The following is a 24,089-nucleotide window of genomic DNA, read 5'->3' as shown; positions in this document are numbered from 1 at the left end:
GGAGCGAGGTCGACTTCTGGGTCAACTGCCTCGCCGCATACCGAGCCGAGGTGAGTGCTCAATCCAAATGAGGTGATCCATGGCCGGCCGGCAATTCGACGTCTCGGTGCTAGTCCGTCTCCGGGATGCCTTGAGCGCTCCCCTTGCCGGCCTCCAGCGCAAGCTCGCGGGCCTGTCGAATTTCGCGAGCCGGATCGGCGTCCTCTCGGGGCTGATCGCGTCGATCTCGTTCGCCGCGCCGATCGCGAGCGCGGCGGCGTTCGATGCGCAGTTGCGCGACATCGGCATCACAGCGGGCTTATCCGGCGGGCAGCTCGAAGCGTCGATCGCAGAGATGTCTCAGCGCTTCGGGCGCTTGGCGATCGAGACGGCTCAGACGTCCAAGGCCGTGGCGAGCGCCGCGGGCGTGCTGGTCGCTGCCGGCATGGACACGAAGCAGATCGACAAGCTGCTGCCGGCGATCGCTCGCGTCGCCACCGCGTCCGGGGCCGCGACGGATGATATCGCCAAGACGGCATTCGCCTTGTCGGACGCGTTGCAGGTCCCGGCGGATCAGATGGACCGTGCGCTCGCCGCTCTCGTCGTCGCGGGTAAACAGGGGCGGTTCGAGCTGTCCGAGATGGCGCGCTATTTTCCGGCGCTGACCGCGCAGATGTCGCAGCTCGGCGTCACCGGCATGGAAGCGGTCAAGACGCTGGGCGCCGGCTTGCAGATCGCGATGCAGGGCGCACCCGATCCCTCGACTGCGGCGAACAACATGCAGAACTTCCTGGCGAAGCTTCTGTCGCCCGAGACCATCGCGAATTTCAAGAAGAAGGGCGTCGACATCGGGGCCGTGATGACCGACGCCGTCGCCAAGGGGATCAACCCGATCGAGGCTGTGCTGCAAAAGGTTTCGAAGCTCACGGGCGTCTCCTCCAAGGACGTGGCGAAGGCATTCGACACCGCGAAGAAGGCGGGCCTCTCTGACGCCGCGGCTCTGCAAAAGGTCGAGGAGCAGGTGCGTCGCATCGGCGGCGCCGAAAAGATCGGGAAGCTGTTCGGCGATCAGCAGGTGCTCGGCTTCCTGTTGCCGATGATGGCGAACCTGGATCGCTACCAGCAGATCGCAGGTGCGATGGGCAACGCATCGCCGGCCGACACCGGCCGCGACCTCCAGAGCCGCCTTGCCGGAGATCAGGCTCAGCTCGACCGCTTCGGCGAGATTGGCGAACAGGCGATCCGACGGATCGGTCGCGCCTTCGCGACGAACTTGCCCATGATCAACGCCGGCCTCACCGCGCTGCTCGGGTGGATCGCGGCGGTCGACGCACGGTGGCCCGGCCTTATCGACACCGCGCTGTCATGGGCGGGCGCCGGCCTTCTCGTCACCGCTGGGCTCGCGGCGCTCGGGCCGGCCGCGGCCATCGCATCGGCCGCGCTCGGCGTGCTCGGCTCCGCGCTCGCCGTCGTGCTGTCGCCGATCGGTGCCGTCGCGGCGGCGCTCGGCGCCGTCGCCTATGTCATCTATTCCGATTGGGCCGGTTTCGCGCCGCTGTTCGAGCGGGTGTGGGGCGGTATCACGGCCGGCGCGCAGGGCTGGGTGCAGTACATGCGCGCGCTGTTCACGGGCGACTGGTCGGGCATGCAAGCCGGCCTCGCGGCGATGCGCGACGGGGCCGGTCGCGCGCTCACGGGGACGCTCGACATCCTGCGCCGCATCAGCGCGGATATGATCGCGCTTCTCGATGACCTCACGGGCGGGATCGCCTCCAAGGTCACCGCCGTGATCTTCGGCGCGATGACCGCGATCGGCGCGGCCGTCTCGACGATCGCCGGACGGATCGGAGCGAGCTTGTCGACGGTGACCGGGTCGGTCTCCGAATGGGCCGGCGGCGTGCCCGCCAAGATCGCCGCCGCCATCGGCGATGGCGCAGACACGACGCTCGCCGCCGCCCGCGATCTTGCGACGAAGGCCGTCACCGCGCTGATCGACGGGTGGGCCGACCTCGGGCCGAAGATCGCCGCCAAGATCACCGACGCCGTGTCGGCGATGGCCGGCATGGACGCGAGCGCCTGGAGCGATCTCGGAAAGCGGTTCGGCGACGCGGTCGTCGATGCGGTGAAAAGCGCGATCGACCGGCTGGTGCAGTGGTTCGCCGAGTTGCCGAACCGCATCGTCGCCGCCATCGGTTCGATCGACCTCTCGAACCTCATCCAGTGGCCGTCGCTGCCGAGCTGGCTCGGGGGCGGCGGCAGTGCCGCCGCGGCGCCCGCCGCCGCCTCTCCGGCCGCCGCCGCGGCGCCGGCGCAACGTGTCGATGTCGGCGGCGACATCACCGTTCGCGCGACGGGCGGCAGCGAGGTCACGTCGGCCCGCTCGCGCGGCCCCGTGCCCTTCACCACCTCGCCGAACCGCGGCCTTGTCCAAGGGCGCCCGTGAATGAGCTGGCTCGACACGGCCGACATCGACACTCTGCCGGGGTTGCTGCCCGCGAACTATCGCGGCGTCCCGTTCTACGTCTTGACCGCCGGTCAGGACGTGGGGCGCCGGATGGTCATGACCTATTTCCCTGGCCTGGACTGGCCGTCGTGGGATGACCAGGGCGCGTTCGACGGGCCTATGCGCATCGTCGGGTTCGTCCTCGGCGACGATTACATCGTCCAGGCGGAGGCGATGCGGGCCGCCCTCGAAATGTCCGGGCCGGCGACGCTGATCCATCCATGGCTTGGGTTCAGATTGGTCGAGCCGGTCGGCCCGGCCCGCATTTCGTTCGCGACGGCCGAGCTGAAGATCGCGCGGGTCGAACTCTACATCCAGCCCACCTTCGAGATCGTCACCGCGATCGCCTCGACGCTCTCCGGCCTGCTCGGATCGGCGACGACGGTGCTCTCGGCCGTCGCCTCGCTCGTCACCGCGATCGGCTCGGACACGCAGACCGTCTCGTCGTGGTCGGCCGGCACGTCGGCCGCGACGGCGGCGGCGCTGATCGCGACGACGGCGTGTGGTGCGATCGGGATCGGCCTCGACGACAGCGCGATCGTCGCTGCCACCTCGTCGAGCGCCGGCGCTGACACGGCCGCCGCGCTCGGTGCGGCGATCACCGCGCTGCCGGCTCCGATGACCACCGCCGCGCTCACGACGCCGTCGCCGGTGGCGGTCGCGGCCGGCGCGGTCGCGGCCGAGCCGGTCGATGCGCGGACGACGCTCGCGACCGCGCTCACGATGGCCGAGGACACCCGTGCGGTCGCCGGCGCCGGCACGCTCGCCGCCGCGGTGCGCGTCGCCTCGGCCGCCGCAACGCTGACGACGGCCGCGCAGATCGGGACGGCTGTGACGTGGGAAAGCCGCGACGAGGCGGCGGCTTGGCGCGTGGCGATCGACGACGCGCTCGGCGCGGTCGCGGCCGACCTGGAGGCGCTCGCCCGCACGCTCACCGGATCGGCCGGCGCCGCCGCGGCGGCGTGGACCGCGATCGCCGATCTGCGGTCGGCGATCGGGCGCGACATGCACGAGGTGGTGGGGCGGCTGCCGCCCGTCATCCGCTACACGCCGCCGCGGCCGCTCTCTGTGTGGCTCATCGCGCACCATTTTGCGGGTGACGATCTTTCGCGGGTGGCGCCGATGGTGGCGGACATCCGTCGCCGCAACCGCCTGCCGCACCCGGCCCGCGCCGGCGCGGACGGGCCGATCGAGATCCTCGCATCATGAGCGCGCTCGACCTCGTCGGCGCGGTGGCCGGATCGGTGCTCTCGGGCGACGGCAACAGCGTGCCGATCCGCCCGACGCGGGCGCTGACGTTGCTGGTGGGGGACCAGCCGTTCGACGAGTGGTCACAGGTCGAGGTCGTTCGCGATCTCGACGATATCGCGGGATCGTTCCGGTTGGCTCTTCGCGACGCCGAGCGGTCGCGGCGGACGTGGATCGCGGCGAGCGCGCCGATCCTCCGGGCTGCCATGAAGGCGGGGCAGCCGGTGGCGATCCTCATCAATGGCCGGCTGGTGCTGAGGGGTTATCTCGACGAGGTCGGCTCGGACATCTCGGACAGCGAGATCGCGCTCGAGGCGAGCGGCCGCGACCGCACCGGCGACCTCGTCGATTGTGCCGCCACGGTCGACGGGCCGGCGGAGCTGCGGGGCGTGACGCTCAAGCAGGCAATCGAGCGCGTGGTGAAACCCTTTGGGCTCCAGGTCCGGGACGACGTCGGCCTCACCACGACGCGGGACCGTTCGATCGACGTGGGCGAGACGGCGATGTCGGCGATCGAGAAGTGGGCTCGGCAAGAGGGTGCGCTGATCACCTCGGACGGCGTCGGGTCCGTGCTCATCACGCGGACCGGGGCGACGCGCGTCAGTGACCCGCTGATGCTGCCCGGCACGGTGGCCGGGCAGAGCTGGCGTGTCTCCCTGCGCGAGCGATATTCGCACTACATCGTCAAGGGACAGGCCTCGCGCGCTGGCGGCGCGCGCGGATCGGCGCCCGGCCTCGACGGCACGGCCGAGCCGCTGCCGACCGATCCATCCGCGATCATCGCCGCGCAGACGGGCCGGGAGCGCCTCGGCACCGCGATCCGCGGCGATGCGGTCGACGAGGAGGTCGGGCGCTATCGGCCGATCGTGATGATGGCGCGCACCGAGGCGACGGCGACCGGCGCGACGACACAGGCGCAATGGGCGATGCGCGTCGCGCGCGCCCGGTCCGAGAGCCTCGAACACACGGTCTCGGGCTGGACGATGAGGGACGGCCAGCCGTGGCGGCTCAATGTGCTGGCCGGGGTTGTGGACAGCTATGCCGGCATCGCCGCCGACCGGCTCATCGCCGGCGTGCGCTACTCCTACGGCGACGGTCAGGCCGAGCAGACGACGCTGCGGCTCGTCAGCCCCGACGCCTACGACCTGGAGCCGGTCGCGGATCGCCGCACGAACCGCAAGGCGCGAGCCGTCGCGCTCGACGGGACCGCAGAGCGGCTGACGACATGACCGACCGCGAGACCGCCCATCAGATCCGGGGGCTCGTGTCGCGCGGCGTCATGACCGCCGCGAACGACGAGGGCGAGACGCAGACGGCCGACGTCACGATGTGGGCCGGGATCGACCGGACGGGGATTGAGGTGATCCAGCCGTTCGGCGTCGCCTCGGTGGCGCCGGCCGGAGGCACCGTCGTGCTGCTCGCGGTCGGCGGCGATCAGGGCGACCTCGTCGCGCTGCCGGTGGGCTCACCGGCGTTTCGGCTCGGCAAGCTCGGTGTCGGCGACAGCGCGCTCTATTCGCTCGACGGCTCGCGGGTGGTCTGCCACGCCGACGGGTCGATCGAGGTGATGGCGACGCGGGCGGTCACCGTGAAGGTGCCGAGCGTCGAGGCGGAGATTTCGTCCGAGCGCTGGCGGGTGCGGCGAACCGACGAGAAGGAAGCGCGGATCGTGGCTGACAGCCAGCACCTCAAGATGCGCCGCGGGGCGCACTGGATCGCGATCACCGACGACGGCATCCGGTCGTCGGCCGCGATCACCGTCGGCGCAGACCCGCACCCGGATGTCTGACGACACGCACCCGCGCCTGCGGGTGTGAACGGGGCTCGCGCGCGCGCGGACACTGCGCGCATGAACGAATTCATCGACCTCGCGCTCATCTTCGACGCTTCGACCCGGCGCGCCGACCTCAGCCTCGGCGAGGATGGCGACCTGGTGCTCGACCCGACGGCAGTGACGCCGATGCTGATGTCGATCGGGCTCGACCGGCGGGCGCGCACCGACGACCCGCTGCCGAGCGGGATCACCGAACTCAATCAGCCTGCATCGCTCTCGGAGCGGCGAGGCTGGGCGGGCGATGCACTCGACGCGCAACGCCGGCGCGCGGGCTCCAGGTTGTGGCTGCTCGAACGGGCGAAGAAAACGGAAATCACCCTGCTCGCGGCCGAGCATTATCTGACCGAAGCGCTCGGCTGGGCCGGTGACGAGCTGAGCGAGCCGGCCGAGATCGAGGTCGCGTGGGTCGGCGCCGAGGTGCTCGGGTTTCGCGCCGCGGTGCTCGGCCACGAGATCACGCTGACGCGGCGGGTGGGCGGATGAGCTATCGCATCCCGACCCCGGCCGAGCTGATCGCCCGCGCCGAAACCCGCGCCGAGGCTGCGTTCACCGCCGTCGTCGCCGCGCGCGCGCCCGACGCGACGCCGGCGGCCATCTCGCGCGCGGTGCGCGACCCGCGCGGCGTGATCGCCATGCTGCTGCGCGTGCAGGCGATGCAGATCTACGAGGCGCACCTCCACATTTGGTGGTGGGGCCAGCAATATTTTCCGGACACGGCCGAGAGCGCACAGCTCGAACGGCACGCCGGCATCTGGGGCCTCGCCCGGCGCGCGGCGACGCGAGCCGTCGGCTACGCCACGGTAACCGCCGCCGCCGGCACGGCCGGCGTGGCGATCCCGATCGGCACGCTGCTGCGCGGCGCCGGCTCGACGCTCTACGAGACGACGGCGGTGGTGACCGTCTCCGCCGGGAGCGGCGCGACGCTCTCTTTGCGGGCGGTGGACGCGGGCGTCGCCGGAAATGCGGCGGCGGCGACGCGGCTCTCGCTCGTGTCGCCGATCACAGGGCTCGCGGCGCAAGAGGCCGTGGTTGACGGCGAGGGCATCGCCGGCGGCGCGGCGATCGAGGCCGACGCCTCGCTGCTCGCGCGACTGCTGGCCGAAATTCGCGAGCCCGCGCATGGCGGCAATCTCGCCGACTACCGGGCATGGGTGGGCAACAATTTCGCGATCTCCCACGTCACCGCCATCGAGAATTATGCCGGACGCGGCCGGGTCGGCGTCGTCGTCGCCATGGGGACCGTGTCGGCGCCGCGCGCCGCGACGGCGGCAGAACTCGCGGCCATCGGCACCTATCTCGACGGCGTCCGGCCGGAGAATGGCGTGCGGCCGGTGACGGCCGACGTGATCCCAGTCGCGGCGACGCTCGTGCCGGTGCCGATCTCGGTGGCCCTCGATCCGGATCAGGTGGCGGTGCGGGCCGCCGTTTCGGGAGCCGTCGCGGCGCATTTCGCGACCGAGGCGCGCATCGGTGTCCTGATGCGACTGTCGCGGCTCGACGAGGCGATCTCGGCCGCGAGCGGCGAATATGCGCACCGCCTCATCACGCCGGCGGCCGACATCGCGCCGGCGGCGACCGAGCTGCCGATCGTGGGTGCGATCACCTGGAGCGCTCTGACGTGAGCGCCGCCGAACCCTATGTGCCGCGGGACGAGGCGGAGATCCTCGACGAGGCGCTGACGCTGCTCCCGCCGGGATGGCTGCTGCCACGGACCCGCGACAGCATGATCGCCGCGGTGCTGACCGCCTGGGCCGACGGCCTCGCCGAGGTGGAGCGGCGGGCGGCGGCTTTTCTCGACGAGATCGATCCGCGTACCGCGACCGACACGATCGATGATTGGGAGCGTGTGCTCGGCCGCGACCCCTGCGGCGTCGACCCGACGACGCTCTCGCTCCAGCAGCGCCGAACGCTCGCGCATCAGCGCTGGACCGCGCGCGGCGGGGCGAACATCGGCTATTTCATCGGGCTCGCCGAGGCGCTCGGCTACGACGTCACCATCACCGAGCCGCGGCCGTTCGAGTGCGGGGTGTCCTCGGTCGGCGACACGTCGGTGCCGGTCGCCAACGCGATCGCGCCGCTGCTCGACAGCGACGCCGCGACGATCGTGGACGAGGACGGGGTGCCGCTCGAAGCGGCTGTGGCGGTCTATCCGCGGTGGGAAATCGGCCCCGAGGATCTGCGGTTTACGTGGATCATGACGGTGCTCTCCGCGCCGCTCGTCTGGTTTCGGACGGGGGGCGACGGCGGCGAGTGCGGCGTCGATCCGATGGTGCGGTTCGACGCGGCGACCGACCTCGAATGCTACGTGCGGCGCCGTAAGCCCGCGCACACCGATCTCACATTCTCCTATGGGACCGCGGCATGAAAGGGAGCGCGGCATGAAATATGTCAGCCCGTACAACGACGGCGGCGATGCGAACGCGGGGTATGTCGACGGCAATCCGTCTGCGGGGGTTAAGGGATCGATCCCGCGGGCCGCAGCAATCGAGCATCCTCTCCGCGAACTCGTCAACCTGATCACCGGGTCGGGACAGGCACCAAGCGCCTCCGATCTGACGCAGTTGCTGCGGGCGGTGCGCTCGCAGGCCTTGTCCTACGTCGCCGGCGGCGGCGCGGGCAACGCGCTGACGGCCACATTGACGCCCGCACCGGCGAGCTACGCAGAGCTGCGCGAGCTGACGATCATCCCGGCCGCAAGCAACTCTGCGGGTGCGGCGACGCTCGCGGTCAACGGGCTGGCCGCCCTCCCGCTCAAATGGCGGGGCTCGGCCAATCTTCCGGCCGGCATGCTCCTCGCCGGCGTGCCCGCGCGGATCGTGATCGACGGCACCTCGGGTCATATCGCGGATCAGGGGTCGTTCTCGGGCGCTCTCAATCTCCCGCAATTCGTGACGGTTACCGGCTCCGTCGTCGCGCCGAGCTACGCGACGGGCGTGGACCTCGTGCTGACGGGCGGCGGCGCGAGCGGTGGCGGCTGTCAGGGCACCACCTCGGCGATGACACTCGGCGGCGCCGGCGGCGGCGCGGGGGCGAGCATCATCGGTCATATCGATATCGTTGGTGGGGCGACCTACTCGATCACCATCGGCGCGGGCGGGGTGGCGGTGTCGGGTGCCAATCCCGGGAACGGCGGCGGATCCTCATCGTTCGGCACTCTCGCTGTGGCGCCCGGCGGCGGTGGCGGTCTCCGCACCGCGCCGGCCAGCACGGCGGGCGGATCGGGTGGCGGCAGCTCGGGCGCCACGGTGCCGGCGCAATGCGTCCTGATCCCCGGCGGCTGGGGCGGCGACGGTCAGTGCGCCGCGCAACTGCTCTCTGGATATGGCGGGCCATCCTGGTGGGGCGGCGGCGGTCGAGCCGGATCGCCTGCCGGCATCGTGGGCTCCGCATGGGGCAGCGGCGGCGGCGGCGCCTACGACCCCTCGAACACCGGCTCCAGCTACGCGAGCGGTGCCGGGAAGCAAGGCATCTGCATGTACCAGTGGACGTGGTGAGCGACATGACAGTGCTGCACGAAACTCGGGACGGCATCGTGATCGCGTCCATCGTGGTCGGCGACGACGTCGTGCTGTCGGCCGACGGCGTGGCGGCGACGTGGGGCAACACCTCTCGCGCCGCGGCGCGCGGCGGACGGTGGATTATTCAGGACGACGCCGGCGTCGGCTGGGTGCTCCGGGACGGCCGGCTGATGCCGCCGCCTCGGCCGCTTGACGACGAGCGCGCCGATCTGATCGCCGCGATCGAGGGGCAACTCGCGGTGAGGACCCGCGAGGGCGCGGCCTATGACGGCCGGCGTGTCGCGATCGACGACGCCTCGCTGTCGCGCCTCGCCGCCATGGCGGCGGTGGCGCAGTCGGCAATTGGGCTCGCCGTCGCGTGGCCGGAGGGCTATGCGGCCGGCTGGATCGCGGTCGACAACAGCCGCATCCCACTGCCGACGGCCGAAGACGGCCTCGCCCTCGCGGCGGCCGCGATCGGCTATGCGGCGGCGCTTCGGCAGGCCGCGCGCGCGCTCAAGGATGCTGCGCTCGCGGCCGGCGACGAGGCGGCGCTCGCGGCGATCGACATCACGGCCGGGTGGCCCGAATGAGCACGGGACGAGGGCTCCTGTCGCTGCCGTGGGGTGACGCCGGCGGCGGCGGCGCGGCGATCGGGCACGACAGCAACGGCCGGACGGTCCGCTACGACGTCGCCGGGCTCCTCGGCGCCGGGCCGGCGGTGCAGGCGCTGGCGTCGAATTTCGCGGCGACGGCGGCCGCGATTTCGGCGCCCACCGCCGCCGTGCAGATGGCGGCCGAGCAGCGGCGGCTCGCGGCGGTGACCGGCATCGAGCCCGACATGGTGATGTCGCCCCTCGCGGGCACCTATTGGGCGCGGGATGTCGGCAGCATTTCGGGCGACCTCGCGGCGTGGTGCGCCGGCATGGGCGGGGCATTCACGCGCACGTCGGCGGCGACCTATTTCGGGCCGTCCGGGCTGATGCTGCCGGCGGCGGCGGGCGTGCCGCGGTTCGCGTGCGACCCGGTGACGGGTGATCGGCAGGGGTTGTTGACGGAGGCGAGCGAGACGAACTCGGCACTGCGCTCCAACGACATCTCGGTGCCGCCGTGGGGGCTGGGCCCGGCCGCCTCAATTGCCGGGCCGACGGTGACCGCACCGGACGGAACCGCCGCCAAGGTGCTCGTCATGTCTGCCTCCGCGAACGCGTTCGTTTCGCAGGGTGGGATCACCGGCGTCGCGGGTACGACATACACATTCTCCGTTTGGCTCATGCTCGTCGATGGTGGGGATACGCTCACCACCAATCACATCGCATTGGACGTTCGCGACGCCGGCAATGCGGTATCGCGCGCCACGGCCGAGCCGGTCACGCTGGTCAAAGGGCTGTGGCGGCGCGTGCGCGTGACTGCGACGACGCAGGCCAACGGGACGATGACGATCGTCCCGATCTATGACCACGGCGGCTATCAAGTCGCTGTGTGGGGCGCTCAGGTTGGCGTCGGTTCGGCCTTGACGTCGAACATTGTTACGACCACGGCGCCGGTGACGCGCGCGGGGGACTACGCATCCATCCCCTTGATGGAACCATCGTCGTTCTCAACGATGGCGGGTACGTACCTGGTCGAGGCCAGCGTCCCCGCAGCTCCCGCAGGTGCTTCGAGCCTAGTGCTCGACGTGGGCTTTCAGCGCGGGGGCACATGGGCCAATCCCGGGGCTTTGGCGCGCCTGCGGGGGCAGTCCGGATCATTATACGCTCAGCATATCGCGCTCGGCGCGTCCGGCGAGTTGGGTCGCTCGGAAGAGGTTGCCGTCGCGGCTGGTGCCGTGGTGCGCATGACGGCTACGTGGGGCGCCGGGATGAGGTGGTCGATCAATGGTCGGGTGCCGACCGGCATTGGATCCTCACCACCTGCCAGTCCGACGCCGATCGCGCTGTTCTTCGCCTCGACGATGTCGGCGCACCTCCGCCGCTTCGCCTACTGGCGCACGCCTCTCTCGGACGCGCAGCTCCAGGCGCTCTCCGTGACGACGTGGTGATCCATGGCTCGTCTCGACAGCTATGAGCTCGCGGACCCGCTCGGGGGCGGTGCGGTGGTCGGGCACAACCGCTCGGCAGCCGGCGTGCGGTTCGATCCGGCGGCGCTGCTCGGCGCCGGCGGGGCTGCCCGCGCTGCGCTGGGCCGCACGCAGGTGCTGGCCTCGACGCTCAATGGTCCGGCGGCGGCGATCGCGATGGCCGGCGAGATGCAGCGGATCGCGACGGTCGCCGGCGGCGAGCCGGACCTCGTCCTGTCGCCGGTCGGCGGGGCCTACTGGGGCCGAGACGTCGGGGTCGTATCGGGTGACCTGGGCGCCTGGGCGGCGAGCCTCGGCGGGTCGTTTCCGCGCCCGTCGATCGCGACCTATCTCGGGCCGACCGGCACCACGCTGATGGCGGCAGCGGGCGTGGCGCGGCACGAGTTCGACGCGAGCGGCCAGCGGATCGGGGCGCTCTTCGAGCCGAGCCGGACAAAGGCCGCGTTGCAATCGGACGACATCTCGATGTCGCCGTGGACGATTGGCGCGAACGCGAGCGTGCTTGGTGTTGCAGCGACGGCGCCCGACGGCGGCGCGGCGCGACTGCTGCGGATGTCGGCCGCCTCTGCTGCCTATGTGGCGCAGAGCGGCATCGCGGCGACCGCCGGCGTGACCTACAGGTTTTCGGTCCGCCTCATGCTGGTCGATGGCGGCGACAGCCTGACGACGTCGAACATTGCCATGGACGTGCCGGGTGCTTCGGGTGCGGCCCAACGCAGCACGGCCAATGTGACGCTGGTGCGTGGTGTCTGGCAGCGCGTCTCGATCACCGCGACGGCGGGCGCGAGCGGCACGATCACGATCTATCCGATCTACAACTGCGCCGGATACACCGTCGCGGTCTGGGACGCGCAGCTTGAGGCCGGCCACTCTGACACGTCCCGGCTGCCCACGACGACGGCGCCGGTGACGCGGGCGGCGGACAGCTTGAGTGTGCCACTGATCACGCCGGGCCTGTTCGCGCCGGGTGGGGGCACGATGATGGCCGAGTTGATGGCAGCCTCGATCCCGAACAGGGTCGAGGCAGATTATGCGACCATCTCGATCCTCGCTGATGGCACGTACAACAATCGCTGGACGGCCGGCTTTCAGTCACAGGCCGGTGTGCTGCATGCGCGCGCGGACATCACGACCGGAGGAGTTTATGTGGGCGGCGGTGACGCCGTGGTACCCGTGGGGCAGCCGGCGCGGGCCGTGCTGCGCTGGCAGGCGGGTGCCGGTCTCGCCTATTCCTGTAACGGCTCAGCCGCCGCTGTCGTGAGCGGCGCTGTCGCCCCGACGCCGACGACGCCGACGATCGCGCTGTCGGCCAGCTTTGCCTTCTATGTGCGCCGCCTCGTCTATTTCCGGCGCGCGCTCTCGTCGGCGCAACTCGCCGCCCTCTCCAGCCTCTCATGGTGACGATATGTGGCTCTATCGCTTTGAGGACGATGCGGCGCGCGCGGTGGCGCTCGATGCGCTCCACGAGGTGGCGGCGGGCTCGACGCTCGCCGTCGACCTCGTGACGGCGCCGGCCGTGTGGGGCGATCCCGATCCGGAGACGGGCGCGCGGGACATCGCGACCCCGGCCGTCACGCTGCCCGGTGCCTGGGTGATCTCGGGCGGTGCCATCGAGGGCGCGACGCTGGTGGCGACGATCGACCCGGCGACGATGGCGGCCACCGACTGCACGGCCGAGGCGATCGTCGGCGCGCGGATCGTGCCGATGTGGGCAGGGTCGGCCGACGCGGGGATTTCGATCGCGGCGCCGGCAGCGCCGCCGCCCCCCGCTATTTCGCGGAGGCAGTTCTTCGAGCAGGCGGCTCGCCTCGGCCTCATCACCGAGGCCGAGGCGCTCGCGGCAGCGGCGCGCGGCGACATTCCGGCCGCGATCGAGGCCGTGATCGCCGCGCTTCCCGCGGACAAGCAATTCGGAGCCCGTATGCTCGTCGCGGCGGCGGGCACGTTCGAGGCAGCGACCCCGCTCGCGGCGGCTATCGGAGCGGCAACGGGCATCGACATCGATGCGTTTTTTCGCGCGGCGGCGGCGCTATGACGGCGGGTGCGTGAGTGCGCTATAAGGGTGCTCTGACGCACCCCTTAGAGGCCGCTGAGGCGCCGTGATTCGTGGTCCAAATTCATGTGTCCCGCGCTACAGGATCAAGTGTCGCGCTTCACCCCTGCCAGGGGGAGGGACAGACCGGCGCAGCCGGTCAGGGTGGGGTTCGGCGTGCGAAGCGCACCGTGGCCAGGAACGAGCCGCCAGCGGGGACCTTCGATACCTCCAGCATCCGCCGCAACCTTACGAATTTGTCATCCGTTTTCGCGTCGGATTTTCCGTCCTTCGTGCGTTCTCTCGTTGGGGCATGCGAAAGGAAGAACACATGAAGAAAATTCTCCTCGTCGGCGCGGCACTGACAATCTTGAGCAGCGCGGCCATCGCTCAGTCTATTTCTGCGGATCCTGCACACCGAGATCCTGCGAATACTGATCATCCGATGCTCGTTGCGCAGGCCGACCCGGCAGACGACGCAGACCAGCCGGGTGGACCGGCCGACGATATGGGTCCGGGCCAGCACGGACCGAAGGGCCCGGGAGATCGTGGCCCGGGAGATCGTGGGCCCGGCGGCTGGCGCCATCCGCCGATGATGATGCCGATGATGGGCAAGGGCGCCGCCTTCCTGTTCGACGGCGGGCCGCGCGGCCGCATCCTGATCAAGTGCGCCGCGGAGGACAGCACGCAGCAATGCGTGGCGGCCGTGAAGCCGCTGCTCGACCAGGCGCTCGCCGCCCGTCCGATGCCGCCGCGCCCCGGCGCCCGGGCCCCGGCCGGTGCGGAACCCGCCGCGCCCACCCAGCCGGCCCCCGCGACGCCCTGAGCCGCATCGGCTCGCCAGACCGACGCCCCGGCGGTCCGCCGCCGGGGTGGCCTCGCGGGAAGGCTTCGTGCTAGCGGATGCCGGACCATCTGTGGCGAGGCGATCCTGTGACCTTCACGCTCTCCGACGACACGCGCATCGGCATCATCGGGCTCGGCTATGTCGGGCTGCCGCTCGCAGTCGAATTCGGCAAGCGCTACCGCACCATCGGCTTCGACATCAGCCCGCGCCGCCTTGCGGAACTCGGCCAAGGGCGTGACAGCACGCAGGAGATCGGAGCCGAGGAGTTCGCCGCCGCGGCCCGGCTCACCTTCACGTCCGACGAGCGGGACCTCGCGGGCCTTGACGTCTTCATCGTCACCGTTCCGACCCCGATCGACGCGCACAAGCGCCCCGACCTCGGCCACCTCATCGCCGCGAGCGCGACCGTCGGCCGGGCGATCCGGGCGGGGGGCGTCGTCGTGTTCGAATCGACCGTCTATCCCGGCGCCACCGAGGACGATTGCGTCCCGGTGATCGAGACGCAGTCCGGCCTCCGCTTCAACCGCGACTTTTTCGCCGGCTACAGCCCGGAGCGGATCAATCCCGGCGACAAGGCTCACCGCCTGCCGACGATCCGCAAGGTGACTTCGGGCTCGACCCCGGAGGCGGCCGATTTCATCGACGCGCTCTATGCCTCGATCATCCCGGCCGGCACCTTCAAGGCCGGATCGATCCGCGTCGCCGAGGCCGCCAAGGTCATCGAGAACACCCAGCGCGATCTCAACATCGCCCTCGTCAACGAACTCGCCATCATCTTCCGCCGTCTCGGCCTCGACACCGCCGAGGTGCTCGAGGCCGCCGGCACGAAGTGGAATTTTCTTCCCTTCCGCCCCGGCTTGGTCGGCGGCCACTGCATCGGCGTCGATCCCTATTACCTCACCCACAAGGCCCAGGCAGTCGGTTATCACCCGGAGGTGATCCTGGCCGGCCGGCGCATCAACGACGGCATGGGCCGCTACGTCGCGGGCGAGGTCATCAAGGCGATGATCGGCAAGAGGATCGCCGTCCACGACGCGCGGGTCCTCGTGCTCGGCCTCGCCTTCAAGGAAAATTGTCCCGATCTGCGCAACACTCGGGTGATCGACATCGTGTCGGAGCTGCGCGCCTTCGGCGTCGCGGTCGACGTGCACGACCCGTGGGTGGACGCGGCCGCGGCGGCGCATGAATACGGCCTGAGCCTGGTGCCGGAGCCGGCGCCCGGCACCTACGACGGCATCGTCCTCGCGGTCGCGCACGACCGCTTCCGGACGCTCGGCGCGGACGCCATCGCTGTCTTCGGACGCACCCCTTGCGTCTTCTACGATCTCAAGGCCGTTTTCCCGCGTTCCTCAAGCGATGGAAGGCTTTGAGCCTTCTTAATTGTTTTGACGGATTGTCATAATGGGATTCGGCGCGATTGATGCAACGAAGTCACAGGTGCCGCATTTCTCTCCCGGCGAGATGCTGATGCCATCGTCGCTTCTTAAAGTTCGGCTGCATCGGTCGACATACGGTCCTGAGCGTTTCTCGTATTGATTCGGCGCAGCCATGGCCAAGCGCATTCTCCTTCTCACCCAAGGCACCCGCGGGGACGTCGATCCCTTCGTGGCGCTCGGCGTCGCCCTGCAGCAGCGCGGCTATTCCGTGCGTCTCGGCGCGCCGGTCGACCATGAGGATTATGTCGAAAGCTACGGCCTCCCCTTCGTCCGATGCGGCGAGAGCGTGCGCCGCTTCCTGGACCGGCCGGAGGTCTCCTCGCTGGTGATGAGCCTGCGGGGCAGCCTCGAAGCCCCGCGCAGCACCCTCAAGGGCCTCAAGGTGACCCGGCGCGTGCTCGAGAGCACCCTGCGCGACAGCCTGGATGCGGCGCGCGACGCCGATGCGGTGATCGCCCACCCAGTCATCCACACGCTGCCCGACATCGCGGAAGGGTTCGGCATCCCGACCATCGTGGCCGCCCTCCAGCCGACCGCGCCGACGGCGAAGCATCCGATCACCATCGTGCCGTCGCGCACCCTCGGCGGGCCGCTCAACCGCGCCTCGTTCCAGCTCTACCGGATGCAGCGCTGGATGCTGCACAAGGAGATCGGCGAGCTGCGCCGGGAGTTCTTCGACCTCCCGCCACCGGCGCGCCTGTCCCCGGCGCACGCGCTCGAAGGCCGGCCGTTCCCGATCCTGCATGCCTTCTCGACGGCCGTCGCGCCCGAGCCCGAAGACCAGCCGCCATATTGCCACCAGACCGGCTATTGGTTCCTGGAACCACGCCAGGCCTGGACGCCGCCCGACGATTTCCGCCGCTTCCTCGATGCCGGAGAGACGCCGATCTATGCGGGCTTCGGCAGCATGCCGGCGGTACGCCGGCCTGAAGTCACTCGGGCTTTCGGCAAGGCGCTGCGGTCGCTCGGCCTGCGCGCCGTCGTCGCGACCGGATGGGGCGCGCTCGACAGCGCGATCCTGGAGAGTTTCGGCGGGACCATTTTCCCGATCCGCGACGCCCCGCATCCCATTCTCTTCCCGATGATGCGGGCCGTCGTCCACCACGGCGGCGCCGGCACCACGGCGGCCGGCCTGCGCTCCGGCAAGCCGACCCTCACAGTGCCGTTCGCCTTCGACCAATATTGGTGGGGCCGCCGGGTGCACGAACTCGGCGTCGGACCCGCGCCGCTGCCTGTCATCGAGCTCTCCCAGCGCAAGCTCGAGGCACGGCTGGCGGAGCTCGTCGGCACGCCGTCCTATGCCACTGCCGCCCATTCGCTCGCCGCGCGCATCGCCGGCGAAGACGGCCTCGGCGACGCGGTGCGCCACATCGCGAACCTGATCGGGCCCGCTTAGACCCTGCCCGCCTGAGCGCCCTCGCAGCGCAAACGAAAAGGCCCCGCGGCGACCGATCGAGGTCGCTTGGGGGGCCTTCGTTTAGCGGGATGATTCCCGCGCCGGCGGCCGTCCGGACGCCCGCACGGTAACCGTCAGGACCTGCGGACGCAGGCCTTGATGATGGCGTGGTCGGCGATTTTTTTGAACGCCGGCCAGGCGCAGCTCCCCGACGGGCCGGGCTTGCAATCCTTCACCGGCAGGACCTGAAGGCCCGGCGGGGATTGCGGCGTCAGATCCGGGTTGTCGCGGATCTGGTCGATGCTCTGCGCCGCATAGACGAGGCGGACGACGGGCTCGCCCGCGGGCGGCTGCCAGACCTCGAACGCGATCGATCCGGCGAGCGGCACTTGATGCTCGGCATAGCTCGGGAGCTTCCAGGTCAGGCCGAGCAGCCCGCCGACATGCAGGATGTAATTGTCGTGGCTCGACAGGAAGCGGAACTGCGCGCCCTTGCCCTCGACAACGTCGCGCACGTTGCGCTCCACGACGTCGAGCACCTGCGACCCCTTGCGCGCGGCGTCGTAGGGCGAGGAGTTCAGGACCCAATCGTTGAAGGCGTGGATCTTGTTGATGTAGCCGATGCCCTCGGACGTAGACATGCCGGTGGCCTCGGCGACGCGGCCCCAGCCGACCTCCGAGATCGGCAGGCCCGACCCGTATTGCATGATGAGCTGTTCGGCCGGCTGGCTCAGGAAGTTGATCACCCCCGGCTTGGAATCGGTCGTCGGAATGTCGGCCGATGAGCACGGCGACTTCAGGCCGAGCGCGGTGCAGACCTCCGGCTTCAGCGGGCCGACGACCTTGTCGAGCGCCGCGATCGGCCCGGCGAGGTCGCCCTTGGCCGCCTTCTCCCACGAGCCGCCGGCGAAATCCTGCGCCGATTTCGCAGACTTCTCCTTGGAATAGCCGCAGGACGGCCCGCGATAGATATCCCCTTGAACCACCAGATTGTCGATGTCGCAGCCCGGGAACATGCCGTCCATCACGGCGCCGGCCGTCATGACGACGCGCTCGTCCGTGTCGGCGATGAAGTAGACGCTCTTGGGCACCGGGCAGCCTGTCTTCGGCAGGACGCCGTCCTCGGCATAGCGCAGCCGGTAGTAGCGGCCCATCGAACGCACCCGGTCGTAGCCTTCCGGCAGCAGATGGCCGGCCACCACGCCGAGGGTCGGCCACGGCAGCTGCCCCACCGCATCGAGGCATCCGTTGGGGTTACCCCCGGCCTGATCGCAATCGACGGCATAGGTCGGACCGCGCATGCCGTGGCGGCTGAGGACCACGACGCCCTTGAGCGTCCACCCCGTCGGCATCGGTTCGGGCGCCGACCCCATCACCGGCTGAGTGGCGGTCGCGTCGGCGGCGAGCGCGCCGGTGCCGCAGACCGTCAAGCCGAACCCTGCCGCGAGCCCCGCGGCGATGGCCAAGTGACCCAATCGCATCGTTTCAGAAATCCCCATGAAAGCCGAGCCCGTCGCCGCGCGGGCGCCCACCCGCTTCGCGACCGCCGGAGACCCGCGTCGAACGCCGTCGGCGCGAGGCGGAGCCTAGCCGAGCGAAACGGCGGAGTCATCTCGCCGCCTCACGTCCGTCCTTGAGGGGAGGCGCGAAAGCTCTGCCTTCTCAGAGGGATTCACACAAAGGCGGGCACCCGACGACGTCGGCGCCCGCTGGTTGCGGCACCGCCGCGCGAAACGTCAGGCGATTTCGAGCGACCGCTCGCGCACCTGACGCGTGGCCTGATCGACCTGCTTGGTCGAGCCCGCGATCGCGCTCATGTTCTGCATGATGGTCTCGACGCCCTGCGCCGCCGTCTGCATGTTGGCCGACATGTCGCGGGCGACGACCGCCTGCTCCTCGACCGCCGAGGCGATGCTCGTCGAAATGGCGTTGATGTCGTTGATGCGCTGGCCGACCGAGCGCAAGGCGCCGACCGCCTCTTCGGTGCGGCCCTGGACCGCCGCAATCTGGGCGCTGATTTCCTGGGTCGCCTTCGCAGTCTGGCTGGCGAGATCCTTGACCTCGGCGGCGACCACGGAGAAGCCGCGACCGGCCTCGCCGGCGCGCGCCGCCTCGATCGTCGCGTTGAGGGCGAGCAGATTGGTCTGGGCCGCGATGTCGTTGATGAGGGCGACGATCGCGCCGATACGCTGAGCCGACTCGGCCAAGCCCCCGACGATCGCGTTGCTGCGTTCGCCTTCTCCGACCGCCTCGTTGGAAATCTTCAACGCGCTGGTGACCTGCCGGCTGATCTCGTCGACGGAAGCCGCGAGTTCCTCGGCTCCGGCCGCGACCGCCTGGACGTTCGAGGAGGTCTGGGAGCCGGCGCTCGCGGCGCTGGCCGCCTGCTGGTTCGCATCCGAGATCTCGTCCGAGATGCGCTCGAGGTCGGCGCCGATCGCCTTCTGGATCGTCTCCCGCCGCAACTGCTTGTGGACCTCCTCGGTGATGTCGGTCGCGAACTTCACGACCTTCAACGGGCGACCGTAAAGGTCCAGGATCGGATTGTAGGAGGCCTGGATCCAGACCTCGCGCCCGCCCTTGCCGATCCGCTTGTAGACGGCGGATTGATACTCACCCGCGCCGAGCCGCTCCCAGAAGCGAGCGTAGTCCGGCGTCCTCGCCTCCGCGGGATCGACGAACATGCTGTGATGCTTGCCGACGATCTCGTCGAGCCGGTAGCCGAGGGCATTCAGGAAGTTGTCGTTGGCGTCGAGAACCTGCCCGTCGAGCGTGAAGTGGATCACAGCCTGGGATTTCGAGATCGCCGCGATCTGCCCCTCGAAATCCGCCGCCCGGAGCTTCTGCGCGGTGATGTCGGAGGCGAACTTCATCACCTTGATGACCTTGCCGCCGTCGAGGATCGGATTGTAGGTCCCCTGAATCCAGACTTCCTTACCGCCCTTGGCGATCCGCAGGAACTCCGCCGACTTGAACTGCCCGGAGCGAAGGTCGTCCCAGAACCGGCGATAATCGTCGCTCACCTTGAGCGCGTCCGGCACGAACAAGCTGTGCGGATGGCCGACGACCTCGTCGAGCCGGTAGCCCATGAGATCGAGGAAATTCTTGTTGGCCGCCGTGATCCTTCCGTCCGTCTCGAACTCAATAATCGCAAAAGAGCGATCGAGCGCGTCGAACGCGAGCTGGGCGTTCTTCCTGCCAAATATATTCATTCTGATCCGCCGTACCTCTGTGAGGATGAGCGATCATACCGCTCGGCGCTTGTCCCAAACTGATCGGGAGAACTTCACTTTATCAAAAAAAATCAATAGCTTGATCGCAAACTCAGCCGATCTCAGGCTCTGGGAGCGAGACGTAGATGAGGACTGCAAGGATCAAGAGGGCGATGCGGAACGCAGGCTGCACGCCGTTCCAAACCGACGACATCCACATTCCGAACCATTCGCCGCCGATGGCCAGGAAGCCGACGGCCCAGAGGATCACGCCGAGAGTGAGCCCCGCGATCGCCCACGCCTTGGCACGCTGAAAGACGACGGCCGGCCGGCGCAACCGGAGCGCCATGACCACCGCACCGACCCAACAGATGATGGCGACCGCCCATTCGAGGGCGATGATGAGGCCATAAGCGATGCGGTGGACGAGCGGCACGTTGATGGAGCGTCCCGCAATCTGGGACGTTTGGAAAATCGTATCCATCATCAGGACGTGCTGCACGAAAGCGTAGTTCGTGCCGTAGTCGACGACGTTGCCGACCGCGACGAGCGTCACGTAGAGCGCGATGGCGGCAACGAGCGCGGTCTTCGACACGCGGGCAACAAGCATGGCAGCACCCCCTGCCCGCCTTTTTAACAAGGCCCGCGTGCAGGAACCAGAGCGAAGCGCAGCGGTTGACCGCAGGACGCCTGGCCGGGAAACCTCTCCCGGCCTTCCTTCGCGGAACGTAAAGGCGGTCGGCGCGGCCATCGCGGGCCGCGCCGGGCCTTCCTCACTTGGAGAAGGTCGCGAAGGCGCTGCGGCCGGCGTAGCGGGCCTGGGGACCGAGTTCCTGCTCGATGCGCAGGAGCTGGTTGTACTTCGCGGTGCGGTCGGCGCGAGCGAGCGAGCCGGTCTTGATCTGCCCGCAATTGGTCGCGACCGCCAGGTCGGCGATGGTCGAATCCTCGGTCTCGCCCGAGCGATGCGACATCACCGCGCGATAGGCCGCCTTGTGGGCGGTCTCGACGGCGTCGAGCGTCTCGGTCAGCGTGCCGATCTGGTTGACCTTCACGAGGATCGCGTTGCCGACGCCCTGGGAGATACCGTCCTGGAGGCGCTTGGTGTTGGTGACGAACAGATCGTCGCCGACGAGCTGCAGCTTCGAGCCGAGACGGTCGGTGAGGAGCTTCCAGCCCGCCCAGTCGTCTTCCGCCATGCCGTCCTCGATCGTGATGATCGGGTAGCGGCCGGCGAGGTCGGCGAGATAATCGACCATGCCGGCCGGATCGAGCACGCGGCCTTCGCCGGCGAGATCGTAACGGCCGTCCTTGAAGAACTCGGTCGAGGCGCAGTCGAGGCCGATGAAGACGTTCTCGCCCGGCTTGTAGCCGGCCTTCTCGATCGCCTGGACGATGAAGTCGAGCGCGGCGGTGGCCGACGGCAGGTTCGGGGCGAAGCCGCCCTCGTCGCCGACATTGGTGTTGTGGCCGGCGTCCTTGAGCGACTTCTTCAGCGTGTGGAAGATTTCCGAGCCGGCGCGCAGCGCCTCGGCGAAGGTCTCGGCGCCGACCGGCAGGATCATGAATTCCTGGAAGTCGATCGGATTGTCGGCATGCACGCCGCCATTGATGATGTTCATCATCGGCACCGGCAGGGTGTGGGCGAACGCGCCGCCGACATAGCGGTAGAGCGGCAGGCCGCAGGCTTCCGCGGCGGCCTTGGCGGCGGCCAGCGAGACGCCGAGGATGGCGTTGGCGCCGAGCCGGCTCTTGTTGGGCGTACCGTCGAGCTCGATCAGCAGGTTGTCGAGCGCGATCTGGTCTTCCGCGTCGCGGCCACCGACCGCGTCGAAGATCTCGCCGTTGACGGCCTCGACCGCCTTCTCGACGCCCTTGCCGAGATAGGGCTTGCCGCCGTCGCGCAGCTCGACAGCCTCGTGGGCGCCGGTCGAAGCGCCCGACGGCACCGCAGCGCGGCCGAACGAACCGTCTTCCAGAACGACATCGACCTCGACGGTCGGGTTGCCGCGGCTGTCCAGGATCTGGCGGCCGATGATATCGACGATAGCGGTCATGCTTGTCTCCGGAATGAGCGCCTGAGCGGCGGCTGGTCGGGAAGAACCGGAAGGGCGGGCGGCCCGCGGGAGGCCGCGGATCGGACGCGCTTCTCCTAACCCAAGATGCGGTGGCGCGCAAAGGTGGCCACCGGGTCGTCGAGGGCCGTGTCGCCGAGGAACGACGACCGGCGGTTGACGCTCCGGATTCCGGCGTCTTCTATGGCGCTCCCTGCGTGCCGCGCAGGCGGCCCCTGCGAGAGCTTCCTCCCGTGGAAATCTATCTCCCGATCGCCGAGATGCCGATCAACGTGCTGATGATCGTCGGCATGGGGGCGGCGGTCGGTTTCATCTCCGGGCTGTTCGGTATCGGCGGCGGCTTCCTGCTGACGCCGCTCCTCATCTTTTCCGGCGTGCCCACCTCGGTCGCGGTGGCAACGGTCACCCCGCAGATGATCGCGTCGTCCGCGTCGGGCGCCCTCACCTATTGGCGCCGCCGCTCGATCGATCTCAGACTGTCCGGGCTTCTCCTCGTCTCCGGCATCGCCGGGGCCTCGGCCGGCACCTGGTGCTTCGCGCTGTTGAGCCGTGCCGGCCGCCTCGATGTGGTGATCTCGGTCTCCTACATGGCGTTGCTCGGCACCGTCGGCGGACTGATGCTGTTCGAATCGCTGCGCTCGCTGTTGCGCGCGCGCCGGGAGGGCGGCCTGCCGGTCCACCGCCGCAGCCACAACTGGATTCATCGGATGCCGCTCAAGATGCGGTTCCGCACCTCAAGGCTCTATGTCAGCGTCATTCCGGTGATCGGGATCGGCGCCGGTATCGGCTTCATCGGCGCGCTGCTCGGTGTCGGCGGCGGCTTCATCCTGGTGCCGGCGCTGATCTATCTGCTGCGCGTGCCGACCTCGATCGTGATCGGGACCTCGCTCGTCCAGACGCTCGGCACCATGATCATCGCGACCCTGCTCCACTCGGTGACCTCGGTCTCGGTCGACGGCCTCCTCGCCCTCCTGATGATGGTGGGTGGCGTAATCGGCGCCCAGTTCGGCGCGCAGATGGGCCTGCGCATGCGCGGCGAGCATCTGCGGGCGCTGCTCGGGCTCCTCGTTCTCGCGGTCGCCCTGCGCTTCGGCTACGAACTCATCGTTCACCCGGTTGATCTCTACCAGCTCTCGGTGCTCGAATGGGGAGCGCGGATGTGAGCGGGATCGGCGCCTTCGCGCGGCGCGCCGCCGCCCTCGGCCTCGTGGCGGCTGCGCTCGCCGCCGCCCCCGGCGCGGCGTGGGCCGAGACGGTGGTCGCCTCGGTGTCCTCGCCGAAGATCAAGATCCAATCGAACTTCTCGGGCGCCGACATCGTCGTCTTCGGCGTCATCAGCGCCGAGGGCGGCGGGCTCGACCACGGCCCCCCTTACGACGTGGTCGTCGTTGTGCGCGGCCCGCCCGAGCACGTCGCGGCGCGGCGCAAGGAGCGCGTCGCCGGGCTGTGGATCGGCGGCGCCTCGCGGGAATACCCGCTCGTGCCGTCCTTCTATGCGCTCGATTCCAACCGCCCCCTCGCCGACGCCGCCGCGCCCGCGACGCTGGACGCCTACGGCATCGGAGCGGCGCGCGCGAGTTTCGGAGCGGCCACGGCGACCGGCGACGACGGGGGCTTTCGAGACGCGCTGATCCGTCTTCGCGAACACGACGGCCTCTTCGCCGAACGCAGCGGCAGCGTCGTGATGCTGACGCCGACCTTCTTCCGCGCCACCGTTCCGCTGCCGAAGAAGGTGCCAAACGGGGATTATCGCGTGGAGGTCTTCGTCTTTTCGGACCGGGTGCTCGCCGCGCGCACGCTGCTCGACCTGACGGTCCGCAAGGAGGGCTTCGAGGCCGCAGTGCACGATTTCGCCGTCGGCCGGCCGTTCCTCTATGGCCTCGCGGTGGTCGCGATGGCGGTCGGCATCGGCTGGATCGGCGGCGTGGTGTTCCGCCGCGATTGAGACGC

22 protein-coding genes are annotated in these 24,089 nt (G+C 69.6%); 17 read left to right on the top strand and 5 right to left on the bottom strand.

Annotated features, from left to right (window positions below; all coding sequences use genetic code 11):
• Positions 1–79 precede the first annotated feature (79 nt).
• From F0357_RS17370 to F0357_RS17320, 12 genes are read left to right on the top strand one after another with little or no spacing between them, the layout of a single operon-like run.
• Positions 80–2,422: a phage tail tape measure protein gene (locus F0357_RS17370; RefSeq protein WP_153485006.1), complete on the top strand. Its 2,343-nt coding sequence runs from the start codon at positions 80–82 to the stop codon at positions 2,420–2,422.
• Positions 2,423–3,691, top strand: a complete 1,269-nt coding sequence (locus F0357_RS17365; RefSeq protein WP_153485003.1) for a DNA circularization N-terminal domain-containing protein — start codon at positions 2,423–2,425, stop codon at positions 3,689–3,691.
• Positions 3,688–4,959: a phage baseplate assembly protein gene (locus F0357_RS24210; RefSeq protein ID WP_208948398.1), complete on the top strand. Its 1,272-nt coding sequence runs from the start codon at positions 3,688–3,690 to the stop codon at positions 4,957–4,959. Before F0357_RS17365 ends, F0357_RS24210 begins: the two co-directional genes overlap by 4 nt.
• Positions 4,956–5,519, top strand: a complete 564-nt coding sequence (locus F0357_RS24205) for a phage baseplate assembly protein (RefSeq protein WP_208948397.1) — start codon at positions 4,956–4,958, stop codon at positions 5,517–5,519. The genes F0357_RS24210 and F0357_RS24205 overlap by 4 nt, the downstream gene beginning before the upstream one ends.
• 24 nt (positions 5,520–5,543) lie before the next feature.
• Positions 5,544–6,047 carry a phage GP46 family protein gene (locus tag F0357_RS17355; protein WP_312861645.1) on the top strand — a complete coding sequence of 168 codons (504 nt, stop codon included), beginning with the start codon at positions 5,544–5,546 and terminating at the stop codon, positions 6,045–6,047.
• Positions 6,044–7,186 carry a baseplate J/gp47 family protein gene (locus tag F0357_RS17350; protein ID WP_208948396.1) on the top strand — a complete coding sequence of 381 codons (1,143 nt, stop codon included), beginning with the start codon at positions 6,044–6,046 and terminating at the stop codon, positions 7,184–7,186. The genes F0357_RS17355 and F0357_RS17350 overlap by 4 nt, the downstream gene beginning before the upstream one ends.
• Positions 7,183–7,929 (top strand): YmfQ family protein, encoded by a 747-nt coding sequence (locus F0357_RS24200; RefSeq protein ID WP_208948395.1) that lies wholly within the window; start codon positions 7,183–7,185, stop codon positions 7,927–7,929. Before F0357_RS17350 ends, F0357_RS24200 begins: the two co-directional genes overlap by 4 nt.
• 13 nt (positions 7,930–7,942) lie before the next feature.
• Positions 7,943–9,058 (top strand): glycine-rich domain-containing protein, encoded by a 1,116-nt coding sequence (locus F0357_RS17340; protein WP_153484992.1) that lies wholly within the window; start codon positions 7,943–7,945, stop codon positions 9,056–9,058.
• A 5-nt stretch (positions 9,059–9,063) separates the two neighbouring features.
• A complete protein-coding gene (locus F0357_RS17335) occupies positions 9,064–9,654 on the top strand; it encodes a DUF4376 domain-containing protein (protein WP_153484989.1) in 591 nt (196 codons plus the stop codon).
• Positions 9,651–11,102 (top strand): phage head spike fiber domain-containing protein, encoded by a 1,452-nt coding sequence (locus F0357_RS17330; RefSeq protein WP_446689051.1) that lies wholly within the window; start codon positions 9,651–9,653, stop codon positions 11,100–11,102. The genes F0357_RS17335 and F0357_RS17330 overlap by 4 nt, the downstream gene beginning before the upstream one ends.
• Positions 11,103–11,105: 3 nt before the next feature.
• Entirely contained in the window at positions 11,106–12,542 is a 1,437-nt protein-coding gene (locus F0357_RS17325) for a phage head spike fiber domain-containing protein (RefSeq protein WP_153484983.1), read from the top strand.
• Positions 12,543–12,546: 4 nt separating this feature from the next.
• Positions 12,547–13,176, top strand: a complete 630-nt coding sequence (locus F0357_RS17320; protein WP_153484981.1) for a hypothetical protein — start codon at positions 12,547–12,549, stop codon at positions 13,174–13,176.
• 157 nt (positions 13,177–13,333) lie between these two features.
• Here the strand turns inward: F0357_RS17320 and F0357_RS17315 are convergent, their stop codons facing one another.
• On the bottom strand, positions 13,334–13,699 hold the full coding sequence (locus F0357_RS17315) for a hypothetical protein (RefSeq protein ID WP_153484978.1): 366 nt from the start codon (positions 13,697–13,699) through the stop codon (positions 13,334–13,336).
• Between the two features lie 66 nt (positions 13,700–13,765).
• On the opposite strand from F0357_RS17315, the gene F0357_RS17310 reads away from it, so the two are divergent.
• The 3 genes from F0357_RS17310 (at position 13,766) to F0357_RS17300 (ending at position 16,852) form a co-directional block, all read left to right on the top strand.
• Positions 13,766–13,999 carry a hypothetical protein gene (locus F0357_RS17310; protein WP_153484976.1) on the top strand — a complete coding sequence of 78 codons (234 nt, stop codon included), beginning with the start codon at positions 13,766–13,768 and terminating at the stop codon, positions 13,997–13,999.
• A gap of 107 nt (positions 14,000–14,106) precedes the next feature.
• Complete coding sequence (locus tag F0357_RS17305) at positions 14,107–15,390, top strand: nucleotide sugar dehydrogenase (protein WP_312861644.1); 1,284 nt, start codon at positions 14,107–14,109, stop codon at positions 15,388–15,390.
• Positions 15,391–15,568: 178 nt separating this feature from the next.
• Positions 15,569–16,852, top strand: coding sequence for a glycosyltransferase (locus tag F0357_RS17300; RefSeq protein ID WP_153484963.1), 1,284 nt, complete (start codon positions 15,569–15,571; stop codon positions 16,850–16,852).
• A 134-nt stretch (positions 16,853–16,986) separates the two neighbouring features.
• Here the strand turns inward: F0357_RS17300 and F0357_RS17295 are convergent, their stop codons facing one another.
• The 4 genes from F0357_RS17295 to eno form a co-directional block, all read right to left on the bottom strand.
• Positions 16,987–18,318 (bottom strand): histidine-type phosphatase, encoded by a 1,332-nt coding sequence (locus F0357_RS17295; protein ID WP_208948394.1) that lies wholly within the window; start codon positions 18,316–18,318, stop codon positions 16,987–16,989.
• 270 nt (positions 18,319–18,588) lie between these two features.
• Positions 18,589–20,064: a methyl-accepting chemotaxis protein gene (locus tag F0357_RS17290; protein WP_153484957.1), complete on the bottom strand. Its 1,476-nt coding sequence runs from the start codon at positions 20,062–20,064 to the stop codon at positions 18,589–18,591.
• 112 nt (positions 20,065–20,176) lie between these two features.
• Positions 20,177–20,674: a DUF2165 family protein gene (locus tag F0357_RS17285; RefSeq protein WP_153484954.1), complete on the bottom strand. Its 498-nt coding sequence runs from the start codon at positions 20,672–20,674 to the stop codon at positions 20,177–20,179.
• 163 nt (positions 20,675–20,837) lie between these two features.
• Entirely contained in the window at positions 20,838–22,121 is a 1,284-nt protein-coding gene (gene eno, locus F0357_RS17280) for a phosphopyruvate hydratase (protein ID WP_153484951.1), read from the bottom strand.
• Between the two features lie 251 nt (positions 22,122–22,372).
• Between eno and F0357_RS17275 the strand changes: the two genes are divergently transcribed.
• The gene (locus F0357_RS17275; protein WP_312861643.1) at positions 22,373–23,302 is read left to right on the top strand and encodes a sulfite exporter TauE/SafE family protein; all 930 of its coding nucleotides are present in this window, start codon (positions 22,373–22,375) and stop codon (positions 23,300–23,302) included.
• Positions 23,299–24,084 carry a TIGR02186 family protein gene (locus F0357_RS17270; RefSeq protein WP_208948393.1) on the top strand — a complete coding sequence of 262 codons (786 nt, stop codon included), beginning with the start codon at positions 23,299–23,301 and terminating at the stop codon, positions 24,082–24,084. The genes F0357_RS17275 and F0357_RS17270 overlap by 4 nt, the downstream gene beginning before the upstream one ends.
• The last annotated feature ends 5 nt before the right edge of the window (positions 24,085–24,089 follow it).

The organism is Segnochrobactrum spirostomi, from assembly GCF_009600605.1.
Taxonomy (GTDB): Bacteria; Pseudomonadota; Alphaproteobacteria; order Rhizobiales; family Segnochrobactraceae; genus Segnochrobactrum; species Segnochrobactrum spirostomi.
This window is presented reverse-complemented; position numbering and strand designations above follow the sequence as displayed.